The 19837-nt window shown below is 31.8% G+C and carries 14 protein-coding genes; 2 read left to right on the forward strand and 12 right to left on the reverse strand.

From position 1 onward, the window contains the following. Positions 1-4 precede the first annotated feature (4 nt). The 3 genes from P8F77_RS14570 to P8F77_RS14580 all read right to left on the reverse strand — a co-directional run bounded on the left by P8F77_RS14570 (position 5) and on the right by P8F77_RS14580 (position 2693). Entirely contained in the window at positions 5-748 is a 744-nt protein-coding gene (locus P8F77_RS14570) for an ABC transporter ATP-binding protein (protein WP_287517242.1), read from the reverse strand. Positions 749-757: 9 nt separating this feature from the next. Continuing rightward, complete coding sequence (locus P8F77_RS14575) at positions 758-1537, reverse strand: ABC transporter permease (RefSeq protein ID WP_006565700.1); 780 nt, start codon at positions 1535-1537, stop codon at positions 758-760. Positions 1538-1607: 70 nt separating this feature from the next. Further along, a complete protein-coding gene (locus tag P8F77_RS14580) occupies positions 1608-2693 on the reverse strand; it encodes an acyltransferase (protein WP_287517241.1) in 1086 nt (361 codons plus the stop codon). A 161-nt stretch (positions 2694-2854) separates the two neighbouring features. Between P8F77_RS14580 and P8F77_RS14585 the strand changes: the two genes are divergently transcribed. Then, entirely contained in the window at positions 2855-5398 is a 2544-nt protein-coding gene (locus P8F77_RS14585) for a glycosyltransferase (protein ID WP_287517240.1), read from the forward strand. A gap of 18 nt (positions 5399-5416) precedes the next feature. Continuing rightward, complete coding sequence (locus tag P8F77_RS14590; RefSeq protein WP_287517239.1) at positions 5417-7744, forward strand: CDP-glycerol glycerophosphotransferase family protein; 2328 nt, start codon at positions 5417-5419, stop codon at positions 7742-7744. An 80-nt stretch (positions 7745-7824) separates the two neighbouring features. Here P8F77_RS14590 and P8F77_RS14595 read toward each other — a convergent pair whose 3' ends face one another. The 9 genes from P8F77_RS14595 to P8F77_RS14635 all read right to left on the reverse strand — a co-directional run bounded on the left by P8F77_RS14595 (position 7825) and on the right by P8F77_RS14635 (position 19826). After that, on the reverse strand, positions 7825-9843 hold the full coding sequence (locus P8F77_RS14595) for a hypothetical protein (protein WP_287517238.1): 2019 nt from the start codon (positions 9841-9843) through the stop codon (positions 7825-7827). Next, on the reverse strand, positions 9840-10796 hold the full coding sequence (locus P8F77_RS14600; protein ID WP_347256158.1) for a glycosyltransferase: 957 nt from the start codon (positions 10794-10796) through the stop codon (positions 9840-9842). The genes P8F77_RS14595 and P8F77_RS14600 overlap by 4 nt, the downstream gene beginning before the upstream one ends. A 152-nt stretch (positions 10797-10948) precedes the next feature. Continuing rightward, positions 10949-12178 carry an O-antigen ligase family protein gene (locus tag P8F77_RS14605; protein WP_287517236.1) on the reverse strand — a complete coding sequence of 410 codons (1230 nt, stop codon included), beginning with the start codon at positions 12176-12178 and terminating at the stop codon, positions 10949-10951. Positions 12179-12731: 553 nt separating this feature from the next. Beyond that, positions 12732-13163, reverse strand: a complete 432-nt coding sequence (locus tag P8F77_RS14610; protein ID WP_287517235.1) for an adenylyltransferase/cytidyltransferase family protein — start codon at positions 13161-13163, stop codon at positions 12732-12734. A gap of 238 nt (positions 13164-13401) precedes the next feature. Beyond that, on the reverse strand, positions 13402-14235 hold the full coding sequence (locus tag P8F77_RS14615; protein WP_287517234.1) for an SDR family oxidoreductase: 834 nt from the start codon (positions 14233-14235) through the stop codon (positions 13402-13404). A gap of 23 nt (positions 14236-14258) precedes the next feature. Then, positions 14259-15992: a thiamine pyrophosphate-binding protein gene (locus P8F77_RS14620; protein ID WP_287517233.1), complete on the reverse strand. Its 1734-nt coding sequence runs from the start codon at positions 15990-15992 to the stop codon at positions 14259-14261. Between the two features lie 13 nt (positions 15993-16005). Beyond that, a complete protein-coding gene (locus tag P8F77_RS14625; RefSeq protein WP_287517232.1) occupies positions 16006-17442 on the reverse strand; it encodes an oligosaccharide flippase family protein in 1437 nt (478 codons plus the stop codon). A gap of 14 nt (positions 17443-17456) precedes the next feature. Continuing rightward, positions 17457-18944 (reverse strand): hypothetical protein, encoded by a 1488-nt coding sequence (locus P8F77_RS14630; RefSeq protein WP_287517231.1) that lies wholly within the window; start codon positions 18942-18944, stop codon positions 17457-17459. Between the two features lie 3 nt (positions 18945-18947). Continuing rightward, the gene (locus tag P8F77_RS14635; protein ID WP_347256159.1) at positions 18948-19826 is read right to left on the reverse strand and encodes a hypothetical protein; all 879 of its coding nucleotides are present in this window, start codon (positions 19824-19826) and stop codon (positions 18948-18950) included. Between the last annotated feature and the right edge of the window lie 11 nt (positions 19827-19837).

The raw sequence follows: 19837 nt of genomic DNA on the forward strand, positions 1-19837 counted from the left end.
GCACCTATTTAGTCTTCTCTTCATAAATTTTACTTACTTCACTAATGTCACCGCTTGCAATAATCCTGCCTTTTTCCAAAAGAATTGCTTTGTTACAGAGTCTCTGAACCTGTTCCAGAGAATGAGATACAAACAGCACCGTAACACCCTTGTCAAACATACTCATAATTTTTGCTTCGCTTTTCCTGCGAAACTTAGCATCACCAACCGACAAAACTTCATCCAAAATCAGAATATCCGGTTCAACCAATGTGGCAACGGAAAATCCAAGCCTTGACTTCATTCCTGATGAATAGTTCTTAACAGGCACATCAATGAAATTACCAAGTTCTGAAAAGCTGATGATTTCTTCAAGCTTATCATCCAAAAACTTTTTAGAAAATCCAAGAACTGCGCCATATAAATAAATATTTTCACGACCAGTATACTGTTGGTCAAAACCTGCACCTAATTCTAGCAGCGGAGCAATCTTGCCTTTTGTGACTACCGTCCCTTCTGTTGCTTTCAGTACACCTGCAATAACTTTCAGCAATGTACTTTTACCAGCTCCGTTCAATCCTAAAATTCCAAGGCGGTCTCCTTTGTTCAGACTAAAATTTATATCTTTTAAGGCCCAAAATTCATTATATGAGATCTGCCTTTTCAGCAATTTTATAACATACTCTTTTAAGTTATCAACTTTTTCCTGACTCAGATTAAACTTCATTCCTACATGCTCAACTTTTAAAACTTCTTTATTCTTAGCCATGACACCCTCCTATATATGCAGTATGAATTCATCTTGTTTCTTGTAGAAGAAAACCAAGCCTATGACAATACTTACTGCAGCAAATGCAACAGATGCGGCTAAAAACTTCATATTCATAGGCAGACCAAAAACAGCCTGTCTGAAATTATGAATCAGCAAATACAAGGGATTGCATTTAAGAATCCAGCCAAATCCGGATTTCAGTAATTTCTCAGGATAGTAAAAAATCGCTGAGGCATACATGATGATCATCAGTCCCACGGACCACAGATATTCTAAATCCCGGAAAAAAACTGCCATAGTCGAGAGAATCATCCCCACACCAAAAGCTGTCACAAGAATCAAAAATAAAGGTATGATGGCCTGCAGCATATAAACAGAAGGATAAACTTTCAGCACAATCCCTACAACCACCAAAACTATCAGTGATATTGCAAAAATAATATAATTGAACAAAACACTGGACAATGGATAAATATACTTTGGGACATATACTTTTTTTATCATCCCCGCATTCGTTCTGATTGCTTTCATAGCACCATTTGTCGCCGATGAAAAAAAGCTGTACATAAGGCGACCGGTCAGAATATAGACTGGGAACTGCGGGTCTTTGTTACCGAAAAGCGTACCGAAGACAATGCTCAGGACTATCATTGTAAGCAATGGTTCTAATAGGGTCCAAAGAATTCCCAAATAAGAGCGCCGGTATTTTAATTTGACTCCTTTTTTTACAAGCTCATAGAGCAAAAATCTGTACTTTTTAAAATTTTCAATATATGTTTTCATCATTTTTCTCCATATTTATTATTACAACTAACAAATTATATCATTTTTCAGATACATAAACAACCGTACAATCTTAGTTCATTCCTAATTTTATATAAAGGCGGCTTTTCAATTTGTTTATCACCTTGTCAAATCTTACAATTCTTTTCAATAGTTCTATGAGCATTGAGCTCACAAGTGAGACTGCAAGCAGAACGGCATAGTCCAGCCATGCATAATAAAATGAATAAATAAATTTCTGAAAAAACATCCCTCGGAACAGAGTATGAATTAAAAACATATTCATGGAATGTTTTCCAAGGAATACTAAAACCTGTTTTAAACCTTTAAAATTTACAATAAAAAGATAACCTATCAAAATTACAAAGGCTGGAGCCAAACAATCCCAAATATTTATAAATTTTGCTCCAATAAATGGATGTTGTCTAAGTTTTATTATACCAAGCAGGCCGATTGCAGCCAACGCAAACAGCATTAATTTTTTCCCTGATTTCTGATTATTATACCCATTTTTAATTTTAGCCAAAATATCATGTTCAGCACAATACATTCCCAGAAAATAACATGGCATCCATCTAATAAAGTCTGTCATAGGCAGCTTCAATGCAAACGGAAGCAGAAATGATATAAATAGTACTAATATATCATATTCCCTTAGCATTTTCACAAATATCGGAAAAACAATGACAAATATTGTTGCTAAACTCATATACCACCATGTAGGACAAAAAACAGGTGTTCCCAGCAAATGTGAGAGCCCTATCGCATCAATAAAAAAATAACAGACTGACAATGCACCCTTTCCGTAAACCTCCTGAAAGTAACCTGTAGGAATTGCTAACACTTGTACAGCAATAAAAATAAACACAAATCCTGACATAAGAGATGTATACCTATTAATCAAATATTTTTTCATATCCAGCTTTGTTTTAATCTTATTCGATGCCGAAGTCATCATGCCATACCCTGTAAGGAAAACGAACATACCTACACAGATCTTAAAAAAGCCTGCTAAATAAACGACTGCTTCTTTTTCAAATGGAAAAAAGGTAATCGGCAAATTCATCCATCGGTCCGGTCCTAAGAAGCTGTGATGAAAAAACATAATCAAAATGGCCAGTCCTTTCATAAATAATGTATCCTCTTTACTAAATTTCATCGTTCTATCCTTTTCTTGTACTTATTCGTAATATTTTTTATAATTTTATCATTCTTTTTCTGTTTTTTCTACATTAAAATATAGTTTGGTTTCCTTGATGCTATATGTTAAAATGTTAAGAAGATGTAACAAAATGAGATGAAGTAAAATCAGGAGGAATTATGTCAAGTTTTTCACGTTTAAAAAACCAGATAAATACTTTTACAAATATTATAAATACTGAAAAAAGTAAGCACAATAAAAATGAGGCTAAAATCCGTCAGGCTACCTATGTCGAATATTATAATAAGAGCAAAATTAATCCTCATGCTGTTTTATATGAATCTTATATGGGTCGGGGAATGATTTGTAATCCTTATGCCATTTTTAAAACTTTTAAAAGCAGATCTGATTTTAATAAATATGATCATTACTGGGTATTTGAAGATATGGAAGATAACAAAAAGGTAATTGAAGAATATGCTTCCTGCGATAATGTTCATTTTATCTCCAGGAGTGATGACGAATATTTAAAACAATTGGCCAGTGCAAAATATCTTATTAATAACGTTACTTTTCCACCTCTTTATACTCCAAAAGAAGGACAGATTTATGTCAATACCTGGCATGGTATCCCCTTAAAGACACTAGGTTTTGATTTGCCAGATGGCAATGTTGAAACCCGGAATACCATAAAGAATTTTTTGTCATCAGATTATTTAATTTCTCCAAGTGAGTTCATGACCACAATTTATAAGCAGGCGTTTAAGCTGGATGGTATCTATCAAGGAAATATCATCCAGGAAGGACAACCTCGAAATGATAATCTATTTAATACGAACAGAAATGTCATTATTAATAAACTGATTTCCTATGGAGTAAATGTTGATCCGAAAAAAAAGATTATCATGTATGCGCCGACATGGAAAGGCGGAGATTACGGAAATCCTGATATAGGGTTAGAGGAGTATTTTAATTTCATAGATACTCTGGAATCTAATATAAATACTGATGAATATCAAGTCTTAGTAAAACCGCATCAAATTGTATACAAGCATATCAAAAATAGTAAAAACATTACTTCACAGTTTATACCTGCGATCATTGATACAAATGAAATCTTATCGGTAGTTGATATTTTAGTTTCCGATTACTCCAGTATCTATTTTGACTTTCTGGCAACCGGACGCCCTATTTTATTTTATATACCGGATCTTGAAGAATATCAAAAGTACAGAGGTCTTTATCATTCTGTAGACACTCTGCCTGGGCCAAAGACAAAAATCATGGCAGATATTCCGAAATGGATCAATAATCTTGAGTCTGTTATTGAAACATACAAAAGCATATATCACGAACAAAAAACATCATGCTGTCAATATGATGACGGCAATGTCTGCGGCCGCCTATTAGATATTCTGCTTGAGAACAACAAATCACCGTATCACATTATATCTGATATGGTGACAGAAAAGAAAAAAATAGTCATATTTGGCAGTGATTTAAAACCTAATGGCATTACTCAGTCTTTATTAAGTTTATTAAATATCATTGACCATGATAAATTTGACATTACATTATTAACTCTTTTAAACAAAAGTATAAATAATACTCCAATTATTAATTCTGTGAATAAGCAAGTAAGAGTCATCACTAAAGTTGCCGGAGCAAACAGCAGTCTGAATGATGATATCCGCTATAAATTGATTATGGAAAAAGGAATAGTAAACAGTCTGTGGGATAAAATTGCTCCTAAGTCGTATTTTCGTCGTGAATTTAAAAGAATTTTTGGTAATTCCAGATTTGACTATGCAATCGATTTTACTGGTTACAGCGCTCACCATGCCACTTTATTTGCATTTTCTGATATTCCAAAAAAGTATATCTGGCAGCACAATGATTTGATAAAGGACAGATTCCGTAAAGTAAATGGTCAAATGCCTTTAAATAAAGGACTTAAAGTTGTATTTTCAACTTACCCTTATTACGACAAACTAGTTTCCTGCAGTAAATCAGTCATGGATGAAAACAGAAAGTCTTTATCTACGTCTAAAATAAAAGATAAATTTACATTTGCAAGAAATACGGTTCACTACGAACGCATTCAGGAAGCACTGATGCAGCCCTCTTTCTTAAAGATCCAAGGAAAGGATTATTATATAAAATGTATAAACGAGAATTTGGATAATCAAAAAATCAACATGGATATAATGGAAATGCCTGACTCCGACTGTACCGTTTTTGTAACTATGGGCCGCCTTTCCCCTGAAAAAAACCATGCTAACCTTATTACAGCTTTCAAAAAGTTTCATCAGGAATACCAAAATACAAAATTATACATCTTGGGTGCAGGCCCTCTGATGGATAATTTGACAAATCAGATTGTATCGCTTGGCCTGACAGATTCTGTTGTTCTTACCGGTAACTTAAATAACCCCTTTTCTTTTGTAAAACAATGTAATTGTTTTATACTGCCGTCAAATTATGAGGGACAGCCAATGGTAATACAAGAAGCCCGGGTTTTGGAAATCCCCATTATACTTTCTGATTTTTCAACAGGAAAAGATACTTATATTGAGAATGGACAGCTGGTCATCAAGAAGGATTCTGAAAGTATTTATTGTGGTTTCAAAGCCTATATGGAAAATAAAGTTCCACAATACAGCTTTGACCCCCATGAATATAATTTATCTGTTTATAAAGAATTTGAACAATTATTTGATTAGAATTAATGGAGTATATATATGGATACAATTAAGAAACGTAAATTATCTTATGAACAATACAAAAAAGGTATTGATCAACAGCTGCAGAGTTCTGCTGCTGGTTTAAAAAACACAATTTTTTATTGCGAATGTTTAAAGAAACCTATTATCAAAAATACTGTTTTCTATGAAGCGGACAACGGAAGCGGTTTAAAAGGTAAACCTAAATCTTTGTTTTTAAATGCAGTTTCTGATTCCAGTCTTACTCATATATGGAGCATTGAATCTCCTGATCTATTGGAGGAAGACTTAACCTATTATGAGCAAACCTGTAATATACGTTTTGTAAAAAGGTACTCTTCTGAATATTACGAATCTCTTGCTGTCTCACAGTATTTAGTTACTGACGGTTATTTTACTTCAACATTCGTAAAGCGTGAGGAACAGACTCTAATCTGCACGGGAAATGACTCTGCCTTTACATTTTCAGGATATGACAAAGGTATTATAAATGTTGATACAGAACAATTTGTGGAACGCCATTACCTGCAGGCAGATTATATTCTCTCAGCTAATGAACAATATCAGAAGACTGTGCTGGAGAGTGCCTATAAATTAAAAAATATGTATGACGGTAAAATTATCCAAGGAGTACTGTCCTTTCACCCTTCTCATTCATTGCCTTCTGCGTCCAGGTACAGTACAAACTCAAAAAGTACTGTTTTACTTCTTCCAGCACTGCAGTGCAAGACAGCGAAAGAAATGTCAGCTTCTGCATCATTTTATGCAGATATTATTGAGCAATTAGATTTTGAAGACATTTACATTTCCGTACCACTTGCGGCATATGACATATTTCAGTTAAATGATGTGATTAGTCAGTACCTTCTACCTCCTCACATTGACTGCCGGGATCTAAAATATAGATGTGTAATTACAGATGGAAATGTTTTATATGAAGATTTTGTTCAGATGAAAACCCCGGTTTATATCTTAAAAAACAGGTTGTTAAATGAACAATTATATACAGATTTATTGACTTTTTGCAATCTAAATCCACAAAGCCCAAAAAAGATTAAAGAAATGGTACAGAATAGCGAAGTAAGTTTTCCATACATTCACACCTTGGATAACTCCATATGGAGTATTGTAAAAGAAAATGCTTCTTCCCCATTCGTAACATCTTTTCACAGCACAAAAAAAAGAATAGCATTTTTCATCGATTTCCTGCAAAACCTGGATCAGCATGCTTATTTACACTTACTTCATACTTTAGATTGGATCGACTATGACCAGCTTGATGTAACTTTAATCGCATCATCTTTCAAGAAAAATGATAAAGAAGTAATCTCTGAAATAAATAAAAATGTCAGATATTTAGACTGTTCAGGCCGGCTTCCTTATGATAAAGAGACATATGCAGCGCACAGATATCTTTCAAAATATCTCTACAACATGGATAACTCAACAGATATTGTAAATCAGGATATCTTTGAGCTATACAGGGGAAACAGTCAGCGTATTTGTAATAATATTTCTTTTGATACAACAATATTATTTGGACATTTTACTCAAAAGGATTATTTGCTCTTTGAAGGATTTTCTTCCAAAAAAAGATTATATTTGGGTTATCAGAATCTGGCCAAAGAAAAGGCAATATGGGTGCAGAACAAAACCACCGCTTTTACATTCACCAACAAAATCCGAATATATTCCTCATTTGACGAACGACTCTATTTTAGTGTTGGTCTGCACAGGTCAAATACAGAAGAATATACCGATTTGGCTTCAGATTGTTCCGCTGTCCCAATCCTTCCTTCTAAGGAACAGCTGGAAGATACAACCGATAATATACGTACAGCTGTGTACGATAATCGGGAATATTTTATGATTCCTTGTGGTAATAAACCATTTAAGACGAAAGAGGTCCTATTGTTGCCAAAGGTAGACAAATCTAAATTCTCTTACCTTTATGTAATAAATAATGATGAAAGCAGAGAGTTATTATCCTTTTTAGAAACATTTTTGAATGGGTGTACTCAGAACGATTGCCAAATGTTTTTAGTAGATAATTACAATTATTTAGATGATAGCATTTTAACTTTTATTGCAAAACATTCCTTATCTGAGAAAATTGTAATACTTAAAAATATATTTTTAAATAAATCCTATGCTTCCCAGTTTGATGGTATTGTTACTTTACATCCTCAGGACCCACTCGACTATAATGTTTTATTATCACAATTTTTTAGAATTGATACAATAATTGTAGAAGATGATGAATTTCAATTAAAAAAACAACCCATGAAAGACTTATCAGCATTGTCTGAAGTCATTACAAAAGAAATCTCAAGATTATTTCTGTAAAAAATCAAACCCTGCTAACAAAATTTTCTTTGCAGCAGGGTTTAACCTTTTCTATTTTATTATTATATGAATTTTCTGCCCTATTTCCTATTTTTTTGATATACGCCAAAGATAATATCAGTATTTTTAAATTCCCTTCCTCTCCAAATCATATTTCCTTTTGGATACGCGTCATAATTTCCTGTTTGATAAACAGGTACTCTTAGCTGTGAACCATTGGATAAACAAATCACAGATATGCAATATCCTTTTTGTCCTTTTGGCATAACACCCTTAAATAACTTCCAGGTAAAATGACTTTCATCTGTGTCTGGATAAATTTCCTTTTTTTGAATGATCTGTCCTCTTTCATCCAGTAACCTAATCTGGAAATTTCCTTTAGAAAATAGAATATTCAGGTCTATGGTATTAAAATCTCTTGACGTTTGGAATGTTTGGCTTAAAATATCCCCTCTCTGCGCAGTGATTTCCCTAGTGTGAGATCCTTTCATCTGGGCAGCTGCATAATATTTATTATTTTTATGAGACCGGATACTAAAAAAATCATAACGAATATTTAGCATAACTGCCACACATACTACGCAAACAAGATAAATTCTTAATGATTTTTTAGAAAACGACAATTTATTATCCTTCTTATTTTTCCAGCCGTCATATCCCATAATCGCTGAGTAAGCCATCAATCCCATAAAACAAATACTATATTTAGGATTAGCCTCCCATACACAATGAAATACCATAGCTCCTAATAAAATCAGTGCAATTAGGTAGTTCCACGAATCAGGCTTTTTCAACAAATATAGAACATTAAGCAGCATAAATAACAAAGTAAGGCTCCTAAATAGATAGCAATACATCAGAAGCCCTCCATTGTCCGGACCAGAGATAAAGTCATGCAGCCGAGTATAATCAGGTGCACTGACTAACATTTTACTTGCGTCATCATCTCCAATCAGCCATACTGACCGCAGCTTGATTCCCACTAATTTTGCGGTACCCCTGATTCCTGCCTGTTGATAGTTTTTTATAATCCTCTTAATATTTGCATCTTTTTTTTCTTTCTTTGTCTTAAAACTAGATGTAAACCAAACATCCTCCCTGTTAAATCGCCCATCACCATGAGAGGCCATCATAAGCCAATGGGTAATTGGAAAAGAGTTTTTATTATTTTTAGGCATTATGTCTCCAAAGGCACCCTGAAAGAAGCAGCCTCCAGCCAAGGTCCCACATAACATCAGAGCACCTGAAAAAATTATTTTTCGTAAATTCAAATCTCTTTTGTCTCCGAATACAAAAAAAACAAAAATCAAAGCAATTATCGGAAAGATGTTTGTTATTCGAACTTTGATTCCCCAGTATAATATAAATCCTTCCAATATATAAAAGATAATTTTCTTCCAACGGCTATTTGCCTTTTTAATTATAAGCATACAGGCTATTACTAACATTAAAATGAAAAACGATGCTGTATGTGTATAATAATATGGTACAGATAAATAAGTCCATGGATTTAACAGAAAAAATAATAGAAATAAATTTGCCAGTCTACAAGTCTTTAAAATCCTGATTACATAATACCCCAATAAAATTCCACCATTAATCATTAGGATATTTAAAATGTTGCCGGCTGCAACCAAGTATTTAGTACCTATTCCCAAGAAAGTTACTATTTTATAGCATGTATAGAGAACAGTTAGATAACCATAATTATTTGGATATTGTGCAAAATAATTTCTAAAATTCGTCAAAGAAATTTCATGCTTATGTTTAACAATGGAAATCGCTTCATCGTGCAGATATAATAAATCGTTGGTCGGCTGTATTTTCAAATAAAATACAAATATCAGCTGTAAGATAACTGCTATCCCAAGAAAGATCAATACAAAATAGTTTTTTTCAATTAATTTAGATTTAGTAAAACCAATCCAAACAAAAATAAGCAAAGAAAAGCTTAAAACTAAGGCTGCTACACGCATAGCGATAGAAATACTTCCAATTTCTTTATTTAAAACTATAAATGGAAAACTTAAAAGCAGGTAAACCAAGAAAATAGATAACCAAATTAAGGGGGCAGAATATACTAACTTTTTCAGCTTCATTTACTCTCTCCGTCGTTATTTAATATAACTTCATTAATAAACCGTGGCCTTGCCTTTGTTTCCAGATAAACTTTTCCGATATATTCCCCAATAATCCCTATGGCCATTAACTGAAATCCTCCCAGAAGCCATATAGACATAATCAGGCTAGTCCACCCGCTAACTGTATTTCCCATAAAATATTGTGCTAAAAAATATAGCAATACAATGACACTGATTCCAGATATAGCAACTCCAAAATCAAATATTAAACGAACCGGCTTTATGCTCAAAGAGGTGATTCCCTCAAAAGCAAAGGATAACATTTTTTTCAGCGGATACTTACTTTCTCCGGCAAATCGCTCCCCTCTCTCATAGGTAACAGTGTCCGATTTATATCCGATCATAGGTACAATTCCGCGCAGAAATAAATTTACTTCCTTAAATTCAGCAAGTCCTTTTAACGCACGGTTACTCATCAATCGATAGTCCGCATGATTGTAGATGATCTCGCCTCCTAAACGCCTTAATACCTTATAAAAAGTTTCGGCCGTAAACTTTTTGAAGAATGTATCTTTATCTCTCGTACTTCGCACTCCATATACGATATCACAACCTTCATTGTATTTTTTGATCATCCCATCAATAGCGTTAATATCATCCTGAAGATCAGCATCCATAGAGACAGCTGCATCAGCATGCTCTGCCGCGAAACTTAATCCTGCTAGAAGAGCATTTTGGTGTCCTCTATTTTTAGACAGCTTAATGCCAGAAAATAATGAATTTCGATGATGTAATTCATCTATCATCGCCCATGTCCTATCCTTGGATCCATCATCGACAAAAACGACATGACTATCTTCAGAAATCTGTTGATTGTGTATTAGAAACTGCATTTTTTCTTGCAGTCTTGATGATGTCTCCGGAAGTACATCCTCTTCATTATAACAGGGTACTACAATATATAGTTTCACTTTTACATCCTCCTTAAGTAAAAACAAAATAGTTATATTAATTGAGATATTTTATATCAGATAACATTCTATTTTATCTTTTGATAACCTCAATGAAATCTTATAACTTTTAAAAAGCCCAATGTTCTTTTCTCTAAAATACTTTATCTTTCTTATTCCTCCACTTCTTCTAAAGGAAAGAAAAAAATACAATAAATCATAAACATAACCATGGATAATTCCGGAGTCTGAACTGAGTAATCCATAGAAACTGCAATAAAAAAAGATATCCAGATACTTAATCTTAAAAAAGAAAATTTTTTCATCAACGAATAGACACAGCTTGCCAAAAAAAAGCCTAAATAACAGAACCCAACCGGTATCGAAAATCTAAGCATCTCATTTAAAAAAATATTATGACAATTATTTGTTTTCCATGTAGGCGCAATTTGTAACCAGTCCTTAGGATTTAAAGCAAAACGATTCCCTAATCCTTGTGGATTTTCTTTAATTTTTTCTATTGCCATTTTCCAGATTGGAATTCTGGAACCTAAATTACTCAGATCTCTTTCTTGAGCTATCCAACTCAAGATCAATTTTGCTACTCCTAAAGAAGACATCACTAATAATGTAATTTTAGTAAATAGATATCTTTTATTAGCAAACAGATAGTCAACAAAATCAGCTGCTAAAATAAATACAGCGCAAACTGTAGAAGTGTTTGTATGAGCAACAAACAAACAGCAGAACAATATTACAAGACTCAGCAGATAGGTAAGCTTATTACGAAACTTCTTTTTATGGACTACAAATAATCCTATAAATAACAGCAGCATACAGGAATACTGGCATTTATAGAAATAAATCCAGTTAAAACGTTTTTCATAGTAATTAGGATCAATTTTCGTTAAAACAAGTTTAAAGTTATATATATGTAAGGACAAATAACCTTTTAAATAAAAAGCAACACCTATAACATTAGTTACAATTATTGCCCAAATTGTATATCGAATTATATTTCCTTGTTCAAATATTTCTTTAGTTTTCACTAACAAAAGTGTTATTAATAATGCGAAGCTAATTGTTGTGTTCCAACGAGCCCAAGGAAATTGAATAACTTCCAAATTATTTAAATATAAAATATTATAACTCAGACAAATAGCAAATAACAAAAATGCTCCAAATAAAAATCGAGACATAAACCGTTTATATGGTAAAGCTGTAAATAAAATTATTATTATACCCAGCAGGGCAAAAAAATTATTTAATATAAACCTGGAATAATAGCCGTCTAATTCGGGGTTTTTTGCTTTAGTTGTTAAGACCGGTAAAATTAACGCCGAAATTACAAAAACTTTTAATATCAAAATAATGATCTTATCTAGTACATTTTTATGCTTCATTAGTCACCCCTATTTTACCTATTAATTTTCATATTCATCCCAATAATGATTCATCTGAATTAGTTTATAATAGTCCTCTGCTAAGATACCAGTTTCCACTAAGTCTCTAAATTCCCCTCTTTTATATACATATTCTACCATTTCCACAATATTTATTAAAAAATACATTTAATAACAATATTTTCTCTTTGTTCTATAATAACATATATTTTTTAATTCTACTACCTGTGTTAAATCAGTTATTTATTTCTTAAATAATGCGGCTACATAGAATATTTAAATTCCACCCCTTATAAGTTTTCTGTTAAATAGCTTGCCAGCGGCGTTTATGAAATCATTGAATTACCTCAACTAAATTCACAAACATCTTGTACCTGTTGCCCCTTTGAACATCAGCCACAACGTTTTTACAAGATGAACATTGCTTTTTCATTCACTCTGAAAACCTTGTCTACCTCTTTATTTCTCCACCCTCTTTTCTAATTTTTTGATTCTTTCTATCTTTCATCAATAGATTTCATTTATTCTCAATTTTTTATATTATTATATTAAGTTATATGTCACAATTTATTTTATGCAATACTTCTGATAGTAATGTCGATGATACTCCCTCTGTGTGTGGCAAAAATACAACATCAACACCTACAAGTGAGAATTCATCGATCATTTTATTGTACATATCGCTACCCTTCCAATCTGATCCATGAAACAGCGCATCAAAATGAAGGTTTTTCCATGCCTCCATTTTATTCATATTTTTTTGTGGAACTGCTTCGTCAACACATTTTAGCTCTTGTACTATAGCAATTCTTTCTTCAAATGGAATAATTGGCGTTTTATTCTTGTAGCTTTTAACAACTTCATCAGTACTCACACCAACAATTAAATAATCACATTGTTCTTTAGCTCTTTTAAGAATATTAAGATGTCCAATGTGAAACATATCATATACTCCTGTTGTATATCCTATTTTATAATTTTTCATTTTCTCTTCCTCGTAATAAGTTGTAGTGTTTATAACCCCTCTCCAGGGACTGATACCATAATTTTTGGAGATACTGTGAAATGGTATTTTTTCCTTCCAATCTATGTCTATGAAAAGGTTCCAAGCCTATTAAATACTTTTTATAGAAGTTTTCAAAATTTAAATTTAAGCCCAAATTACACTTATGTAATTTAATATAAAAAGTATTATAAGAATTAAATTTTAAAAACAGGTCTTTCTAACGGTGATAGGATATTGTACCACTACCGCCAGTTATGTAGTAAGTGTCACCAACAATCATATTTCCCATATCGCTTAACATAAAAATGGCCAAATTTGCAATTTCTTCAGGAGTCGCATATCTGTGAGATGGCTGGTGTTCAAAATAAAGATTTTTATTATTAACATCCTTAACCATTGAAGTAGCCGTTGGACCTGGAGCAATGGCATTAACAATAATACCATATGGTAAGAGGACATCAGCCAATCCTTTCGTAATTCCATTAACTGCCCATTTAGATATTTGATATGGAGTTGAAGCAGGTCTTAAAGCAGATGACGAAGAGACGTTTAATATATGTCCTTTAATCCCTTTTTCAATCATTTGCTTTGCTACTGCTTGACTGATAAAATAAGTTGCTTTTACATTAATATTCATTACTTTGTCGAATTCCTCGACACTTTCTTTAAGGAAGTTCAATTCTCCATGAATACCAGCTGAATTAACAAGAATATCAATGCGGTTTTCAGGAAAAAGCGAAGTAATCTCTCTCAATATATTTTCAACATCATCTAAGCTACTTAAATCAAAATTATAACTATTTGCATTTTCTCCCAACTCCAAAGATAGCTTATTTAATTTAGCTGCATTGGTCCCACATAATATAACTTTTGCGCCGCTGGCAACTGCCTGCTTTGCAATTGCAAACCCAATGCCACCAGTCCCACCAGTTATCAAAATCACTTTATTCTGAAGAATTTTATTTGTATCTACAGGTTGATAAATAGGTATTATCTCCTTTTGGGAAAACATATTTTTAATCTTTCTAAATAATCTACGAATTAAATTCACTGTAACTCTCCCATCATTTTATTTCACGGGTTTAATATATTTTTAATTTTATCTTTAACATCACTTGGCAATAGTTTAGTGATACCTTTTTTCAGAGATACAGATGCTGTAGAATGATTATTTGTATTCGAAGCATAAATATCACGTATTAATTGAGAATCTTCATCAATATCTATAAATACCTCTAGGAATAACGGTGTTTCTGATTCTTGCGCAAAAATTGAAAGAGCATCTCTAACCTCATCATTGCTGGCAGCTGAAAAGTATTCAAATCCAAGTGATTCTACCCATCCTTTAGCAGTTCTTTTATTTTGTGCACATACGAATTTATCCATACCATTATATGGCAACTTAATTTTAAACTCTCCTCCACCGCCATTATTTAATAAAATTATTCTTACATTATTTTTTATACCTCGAATGCTTATTCCATTCATTCCATAGAAGAAACTCAAATCTCCTATTAAAAGGAAAGACAAGTTTTCTGTCACCAATGAATGACCGATAAATGTAGCGAGACATCCATCAATTCCCAAAGCACCTAGATTGCTGTAGTACTTAACAGTCTTATTAAAATCAAAAAATTGAGTGATCCTCGTACTGTTTAAAATAGCTGTATGAAGAATTGAATAATCAGGAATGCTCTTTGAGAGTTCTCTTGCAATACTTAAGCTTGAAAATTTTAAATCACCCAAATTTATAGAACTGGCCGCATTATCCCATTTCTTATAATAATCATGATTTGCTTCAACAAAATTAACACTCGTTAATTTTTGAAAAAACTCAACAAAATTTCCTTCAAAGATATTTGTTAAAGAAAAATAAGGATCTCTTACACATCCAGAATCTGAAACAAGCCAATTTTCAATTTTCTTATTATACATTCTCAATATCTCTTTGAGTTTGTATGTTGCGACAAAATTTCCTAGGGATATCACTATATCAGGTATTAATTCAGGTCTCTTAAACGCATATTCTGTCTCTGTTATCGGATAAGTAGTTACGCATCCGTTACAGTTCAAATTAGAAACAGCTTCTACTGAGTAAAAGCAATCATACTTTTCAAAAAAAGAATTAAATAATTTTATCTGTGTATCTTTTATCTTCAAGTTTTCTCCAACAACAATCATAATTTTCTTATTTCTTAAATAACTTGAAAATGAAGAAAAGTCTGTGTTTGAAATAGTATGTCGTTCAATTATTCTTTGTTTTGGAAGTACCTTCTCACTGCATTCCAAAGATAATGTAATAGGAATGTTGATATGTACTGGACCTGTACCATGATGATTTAATTCTAATAAAGCTTCATTTACTAAACGATTACAGTACCACTCATCCATTTCTGTTTTAACAGCTGGAAGTGAAACCTCTTTTTTAATGCAACCTTTGAAAATCCCTACTTGATCAATTTTTTGAAGTTCTAGTTGATCAAGTAGAGAAGACAATCCATCCGATGTAATTGCAACAACCGGTACATTTTGATAAAAAGCTTCTGTTATTCCAGGCAAATAATTACTTACTGCAGTCCCAGCAGTACATACGCAAGCCACTGGCCTCCTCGACTGCTGTGCCATTCCTAAAGCAACATATGCAGCATTTCTTTCATCAACCACTGAATAACAATTGAACTCTTTATCGTATTCAAATGATTTTACAATAGGTGCATTTGAACCACCTGGGGATAATACAACATCTTTAATTTTATACTCTTTGAGAAGCTTTAAAAGTATTTGAACACTTTTTTCGTTTGAATACATAAAAATCTCCTTTTTAACTTTTTAAGTTCTTTTCATAAAGATCCATTAATTTCTTTCTATTAAATACTAACAGCATTAAGATGACACTTATCACAATATATCTTGCTATTGAATTTGAATATAATATTAAAATTATAAATGAACTTATCAGTAAAAATATAGATATCAGTAAAATAAATTTAATATCATAAACTGGTTTACTCTTATTCTCTCTGAGCACTTTATTCATAAAAATAAAATGCATTATGCAGAATAAAATAAAACATACTAGAGTCGTATAAGCAGCTGCAATATACCCAAACAATTGTATGAAAATATAATTAAGAATTACATTTATAGCAGCACCAAAACATGACGCAAAAGTAATATATTTTTTTTGTTCATAAAATAATTCGACATTACTAAAAATAGGATATAAAAACTGAAAAAATGCCGCAGATGAGACTATAGGTATAATATAAAGGGATGGATAATAAGCCTCGGTCATCATTAATCTAAATACATCTGGTATAACGCACATAAGTAATATACAACCTAAAGCAACAATAACAACTGCTATATTAACAACTTTTTTTAATTTATCAGTTTTACCATCTCTCATCCTTTTAAAAGTAAACGGAGTAATAACAGCTTCAATTCCACTTGTAACAAGAGTAATTAACATTGAGAAATTATAGGCAACGCTATACATTGCAGCATCCGAATTGCTGCACATTTTCGATATCATGACCCTATCTGACTGATTTAAAATCTGGTAAGATAAATAATGAGGAATCAAAACCACATTAAATGTAAATATATATCTCCAAATTGACTTGTCATAGAATTTCTTACCCTTTGCCAAATTGCTAATGCCTAACACTAAACCAAAAAAGATTTCTACTCCTAATAAACTAAGAATTCTAGCATCAGCTTTATTCGTTGAATATAGCACTAAAAAATAACCAATAATGGGATTAATAATAGCCGTAAGCACAGATACTAGAACTACTTTTTTATATGAATAATCAAATCTCATTTTTTGAGACCATACATTAATTGGTATGTCGAACAGAACTTGTAGAAACACTGCCAAAGTAATTATTTGAGTTAATCCAAAAAAACCCGATATCTTTTTAATATTCACTAATGACAGAGCCAAAAAGATTACAGAAATTGTAATACCCAATCCCTGTGCGGCAGCGGCATACTCATCTTTTTTTTCGACATTTTTTGATAGACCGACATTAAAACTGCCTGTCCATACATTCATTGTAATAGTAATAGTAACGAGAAGAACCCAAGATTGATACAAAGATAAAATTCCATACTCATCTGTAGACATCATCCTAGTGAATAAAGGTAACGTTATAAAAGAAATCCCCTTCAGTAATACATTTGAAATAGTAAACCATAATGCCGCTTTAATTGGTTTTGAAAGATTATTATATTTCCTCAGCAATATATTCATGAAAGAACCTCAATCTATTTATCTGTCTTTGTCATATTATTATAGTTCTTTACTGCTTTTAAATAAGTATTTTTGAATTCAGCAGTATTCGCAAGATCGATCATACTTGCTATGTCATCAATTGTACTGCATGAAGGAAATCCTAAATCATTTATTCCAACAAAAAAATTTCTTCTCTTTGTAAGATTGACTGAACTAAAAGGTATCCCTTTAAAAGCAGCATCAATCATTGATATAGAATGTTCACCAAATACAAAGTCAGCAGTTGTCAGGTCTTCATCAAGAGTACTTCTCGAAAAGGAAAACCGAAATTCCTTTCCATCATCTGGAATAGGCATATTGCTTGATAATGTTAAATTTTTCAATCTTAACCATTCAAAATAATTATGTACTCTATTTATTGCATTTACACCCACATTTTGTGGATGAATCCAAGTAGGATGGCATCTGTATACAAAATGGATATTAGGAAATCTTCTAGCCATTTGAACAAAGGCATCAACCATAATGTCATCATCAGATCTATTTTTTAACGCTGTCCAATCACCGGAACCCGATGCAACTATTAACACATTTTTCACATTCATTGGGAATTTGGGTTCTGGTAAATATAGTTTATTTCTAAAAGGAATCATCTCATATGGTAACCCCTGATTTTTGAACAATTGAGTCCCTAATATATCCCAACAAAAGTACTTGACATTCTTAGGTTTAAAAAAATAATCTTTATGAGAATAATTTGGGGGAAGATAGCCATCTTGAGCCCATCGAACTTCATATTTATCTTCATCTGGTACATTACACTTCCCATGTTCATGCCAAGTTGTCATGTAAGTACAAAACTGCTTCGTTTCAAATTCTCCTTTGTTTAATCTATGACATTCTTCTTCAGAAGGTTTAAATGGTATGCTCAATCTATAGTCTATTCTATTCATTTTTCCTAAAAAAACATATTTGTGACCTTTATAATACGCTACACTCACTTCATTAGGTTGATGTATAAAAGTGCTTTTTACTACTAATGATTTTAATTTTCTCAATAAACGTATTTTTTTTAATCTCAGCTTAATCTTTTGTTTAAATGTTAATGTTTCGGAGTGATAATAATAATCGCATTCCAGAAACTTAAATCCCATTCTTTCCCATGCTTTTAACTCTATTCCTAAGTCATCAGAAAATATATATCTTTTTCCTTGTTGAAATTGAGAAACAACTTTTGAAATAACTAAAATATTTTTCTTCTTTTTTATATTTTTTAGATACTCTTCATATGGTATACTACTAGAAGAATAAGATTCTAAATCTATTTTCTCCATTTCTGTATCAGACAAAAAATCTGCAAAAGTATAAAAATCAATATTTATGAACAACGATTCTAGGAATTTTCTTTCATTCTCAAACAAAAAATGAGTAGTAATAATAATATTCTTATCTTCTTTTAAATCAACATATTTTTTTAAACTATCAAGTTTAACATTTTGTGAAAAAACGAAAATAGCCATATTCTACCCCTTCCTTTTTATTTTATTTAAAGATAATTTGAAAACTGCAAAAAATAGTTCTTTTCTGCTATAAAACACTTTTATTGAATTTTTTAAACTTGAAAGATCATAGGAACAGGGTTTTTTCCTTATTACAAAATTTAAATATAACCTACTAATAAATATAAGATTATCATTTTTAATAGTTAAAAATGTAGAAGTTTTAATATCTCCATTTAGCAATAATTTCAAAATAATTGCCAAATATTCTACGCAAAAAGCATAAAATAAATCATACTTTGCCTTAGATATTCCATTCACCGGCAATTCATTAAATATCTTTCTATTATCAATAATATAATTTTCTCTTTCTTTCTCTGCGAAAAGAACATCCATATGAGGAAATAACTCATTAAAATTAGATATATTAACGGGCAGTTTTTCAAAATCACTTTTCCATATTGTCATGCCTGTGGACCAAGAAGACCAATATGATAAATTACATACAAATTCATCAAATGTTTTAAACATATTTTCTTTTCGCTCAAGCATCAATACCCCATTAGAATAATAAATAATAGGTTTTTTTTCTTTGTGTCTGTCAATAAAGTCTATTAGTATTTGTAATGTCCCATCAATCAAAAGTGTGCGGTGATTGACAAATTTAATTAATTCACCGGAAGCTCTTTTATAAGATTCAATTTCATTATGAAATGGAAGCACTTTTGTTTCCGCATAAAGGATATTGTCATGCTCAGAGACATATTTTTTAATTAATCTTTTAAATTCAATATTGTTCCCATTATCAGTAATTACAACTTCAAATAACGAATTATCACAACCTTGTTTATATATACTTTCTAAAACTGGAAAAACCCATTCGACAACCCCATTTGTCGGCATACACAAAGATA

The organism is Anaerostipes sp. PC18 (genome assembly GCF_039789045.1).
In the GTDB taxonomy this organism is placed as follows: domain Bacteria; phylum Bacillota; class Clostridia; order Lachnospirales; family Lachnospiraceae; genus Anaerostipes; species Anaerostipes hominis.

Excerpts from the sequence above, each read along its gene's own strand:
- P8F77_RS14570 (WP_287517242.1), bottom strand. The coding sequence starts at position 748 with ATGGCTAAGAATAAAGAAGTTTTAAAAGTTGAGCATGTAGGAATGAAG.
- P8F77_RS14575 (WP_006565700.1), bottom strand. The coding sequence starts at position 1,537 with ATGATGAAAACATATATTGAAAATTTTAAAAAGTACAGATTTTTGCTC.
- P8F77_RS14580 (WP_287517241.1), bottom strand. The coding sequence starts at position 2,693 with ATGAAATTTAGTAAAGAGGATACATTATTTATGAAAGGACTGGCCATT.
- P8F77_RS14585 (WP_287517240.1), top strand. The coding sequence starts at position 2,855 with ATGTCAAGTTTTTCACGTTTAAAAAACCAGATAAATACTTTTACAAAT.
- P8F77_RS14590 (WP_287517239.1), top strand. The coding sequence starts at position 5,417 with ATGGATACAATTAAGAAACGTAAATTATCTTATGAACAATACAAAAAA.
- P8F77_RS14595 (WP_287517238.1), bottom strand. The coding sequence starts at position 9,843 with ATGAAGCTGAAAAAGTTAGTATATTCTGCCCCCTTAATTTGGTTATCT.
- P8F77_RS14605 (WP_287517236.1), bottom strand. The coding sequence starts at position 12,178 with ATGAAGCATAAAAATGTACTAGATAAGATCATTATTTTGATATTAAAA.
- P8F77_RS14610 (WP_287517235.1), bottom strand. The coding sequence starts at position 13,163 with ATGAAAAATTATAAAATAGGATATACAACAGGAGTATATGATATGTTT.
- P8F77_RS14620 (WP_287517233.1), bottom strand. The coding sequence starts at position 15,992 with ATGTATTCAAACGAAAAAAGTGTTCAAATACTTTTAAAGCTTCTCAAA.
- P8F77_RS14625 (WP_287517232.1), bottom strand. The coding sequence starts at position 17,442 with ATGAATATATTGCTGAGGAAATATAATAATCTTTCAAAACCAATTAAA.
- P8F77_RS14630 (WP_287517231.1), bottom strand. The coding sequence starts at position 18,944 with ATGGCTATTTTCGTTTTTTCACAAAATGTTAAACTTGATAGTTTAAAA.
- P8F77_RS14635 (WP_347256159.1), bottom strand. The coding sequence starts at position 19,826 with ATGCCGACAAATGGGGTTGTCGAATGGGTTTTTCCAGTTTTAGAAAGT.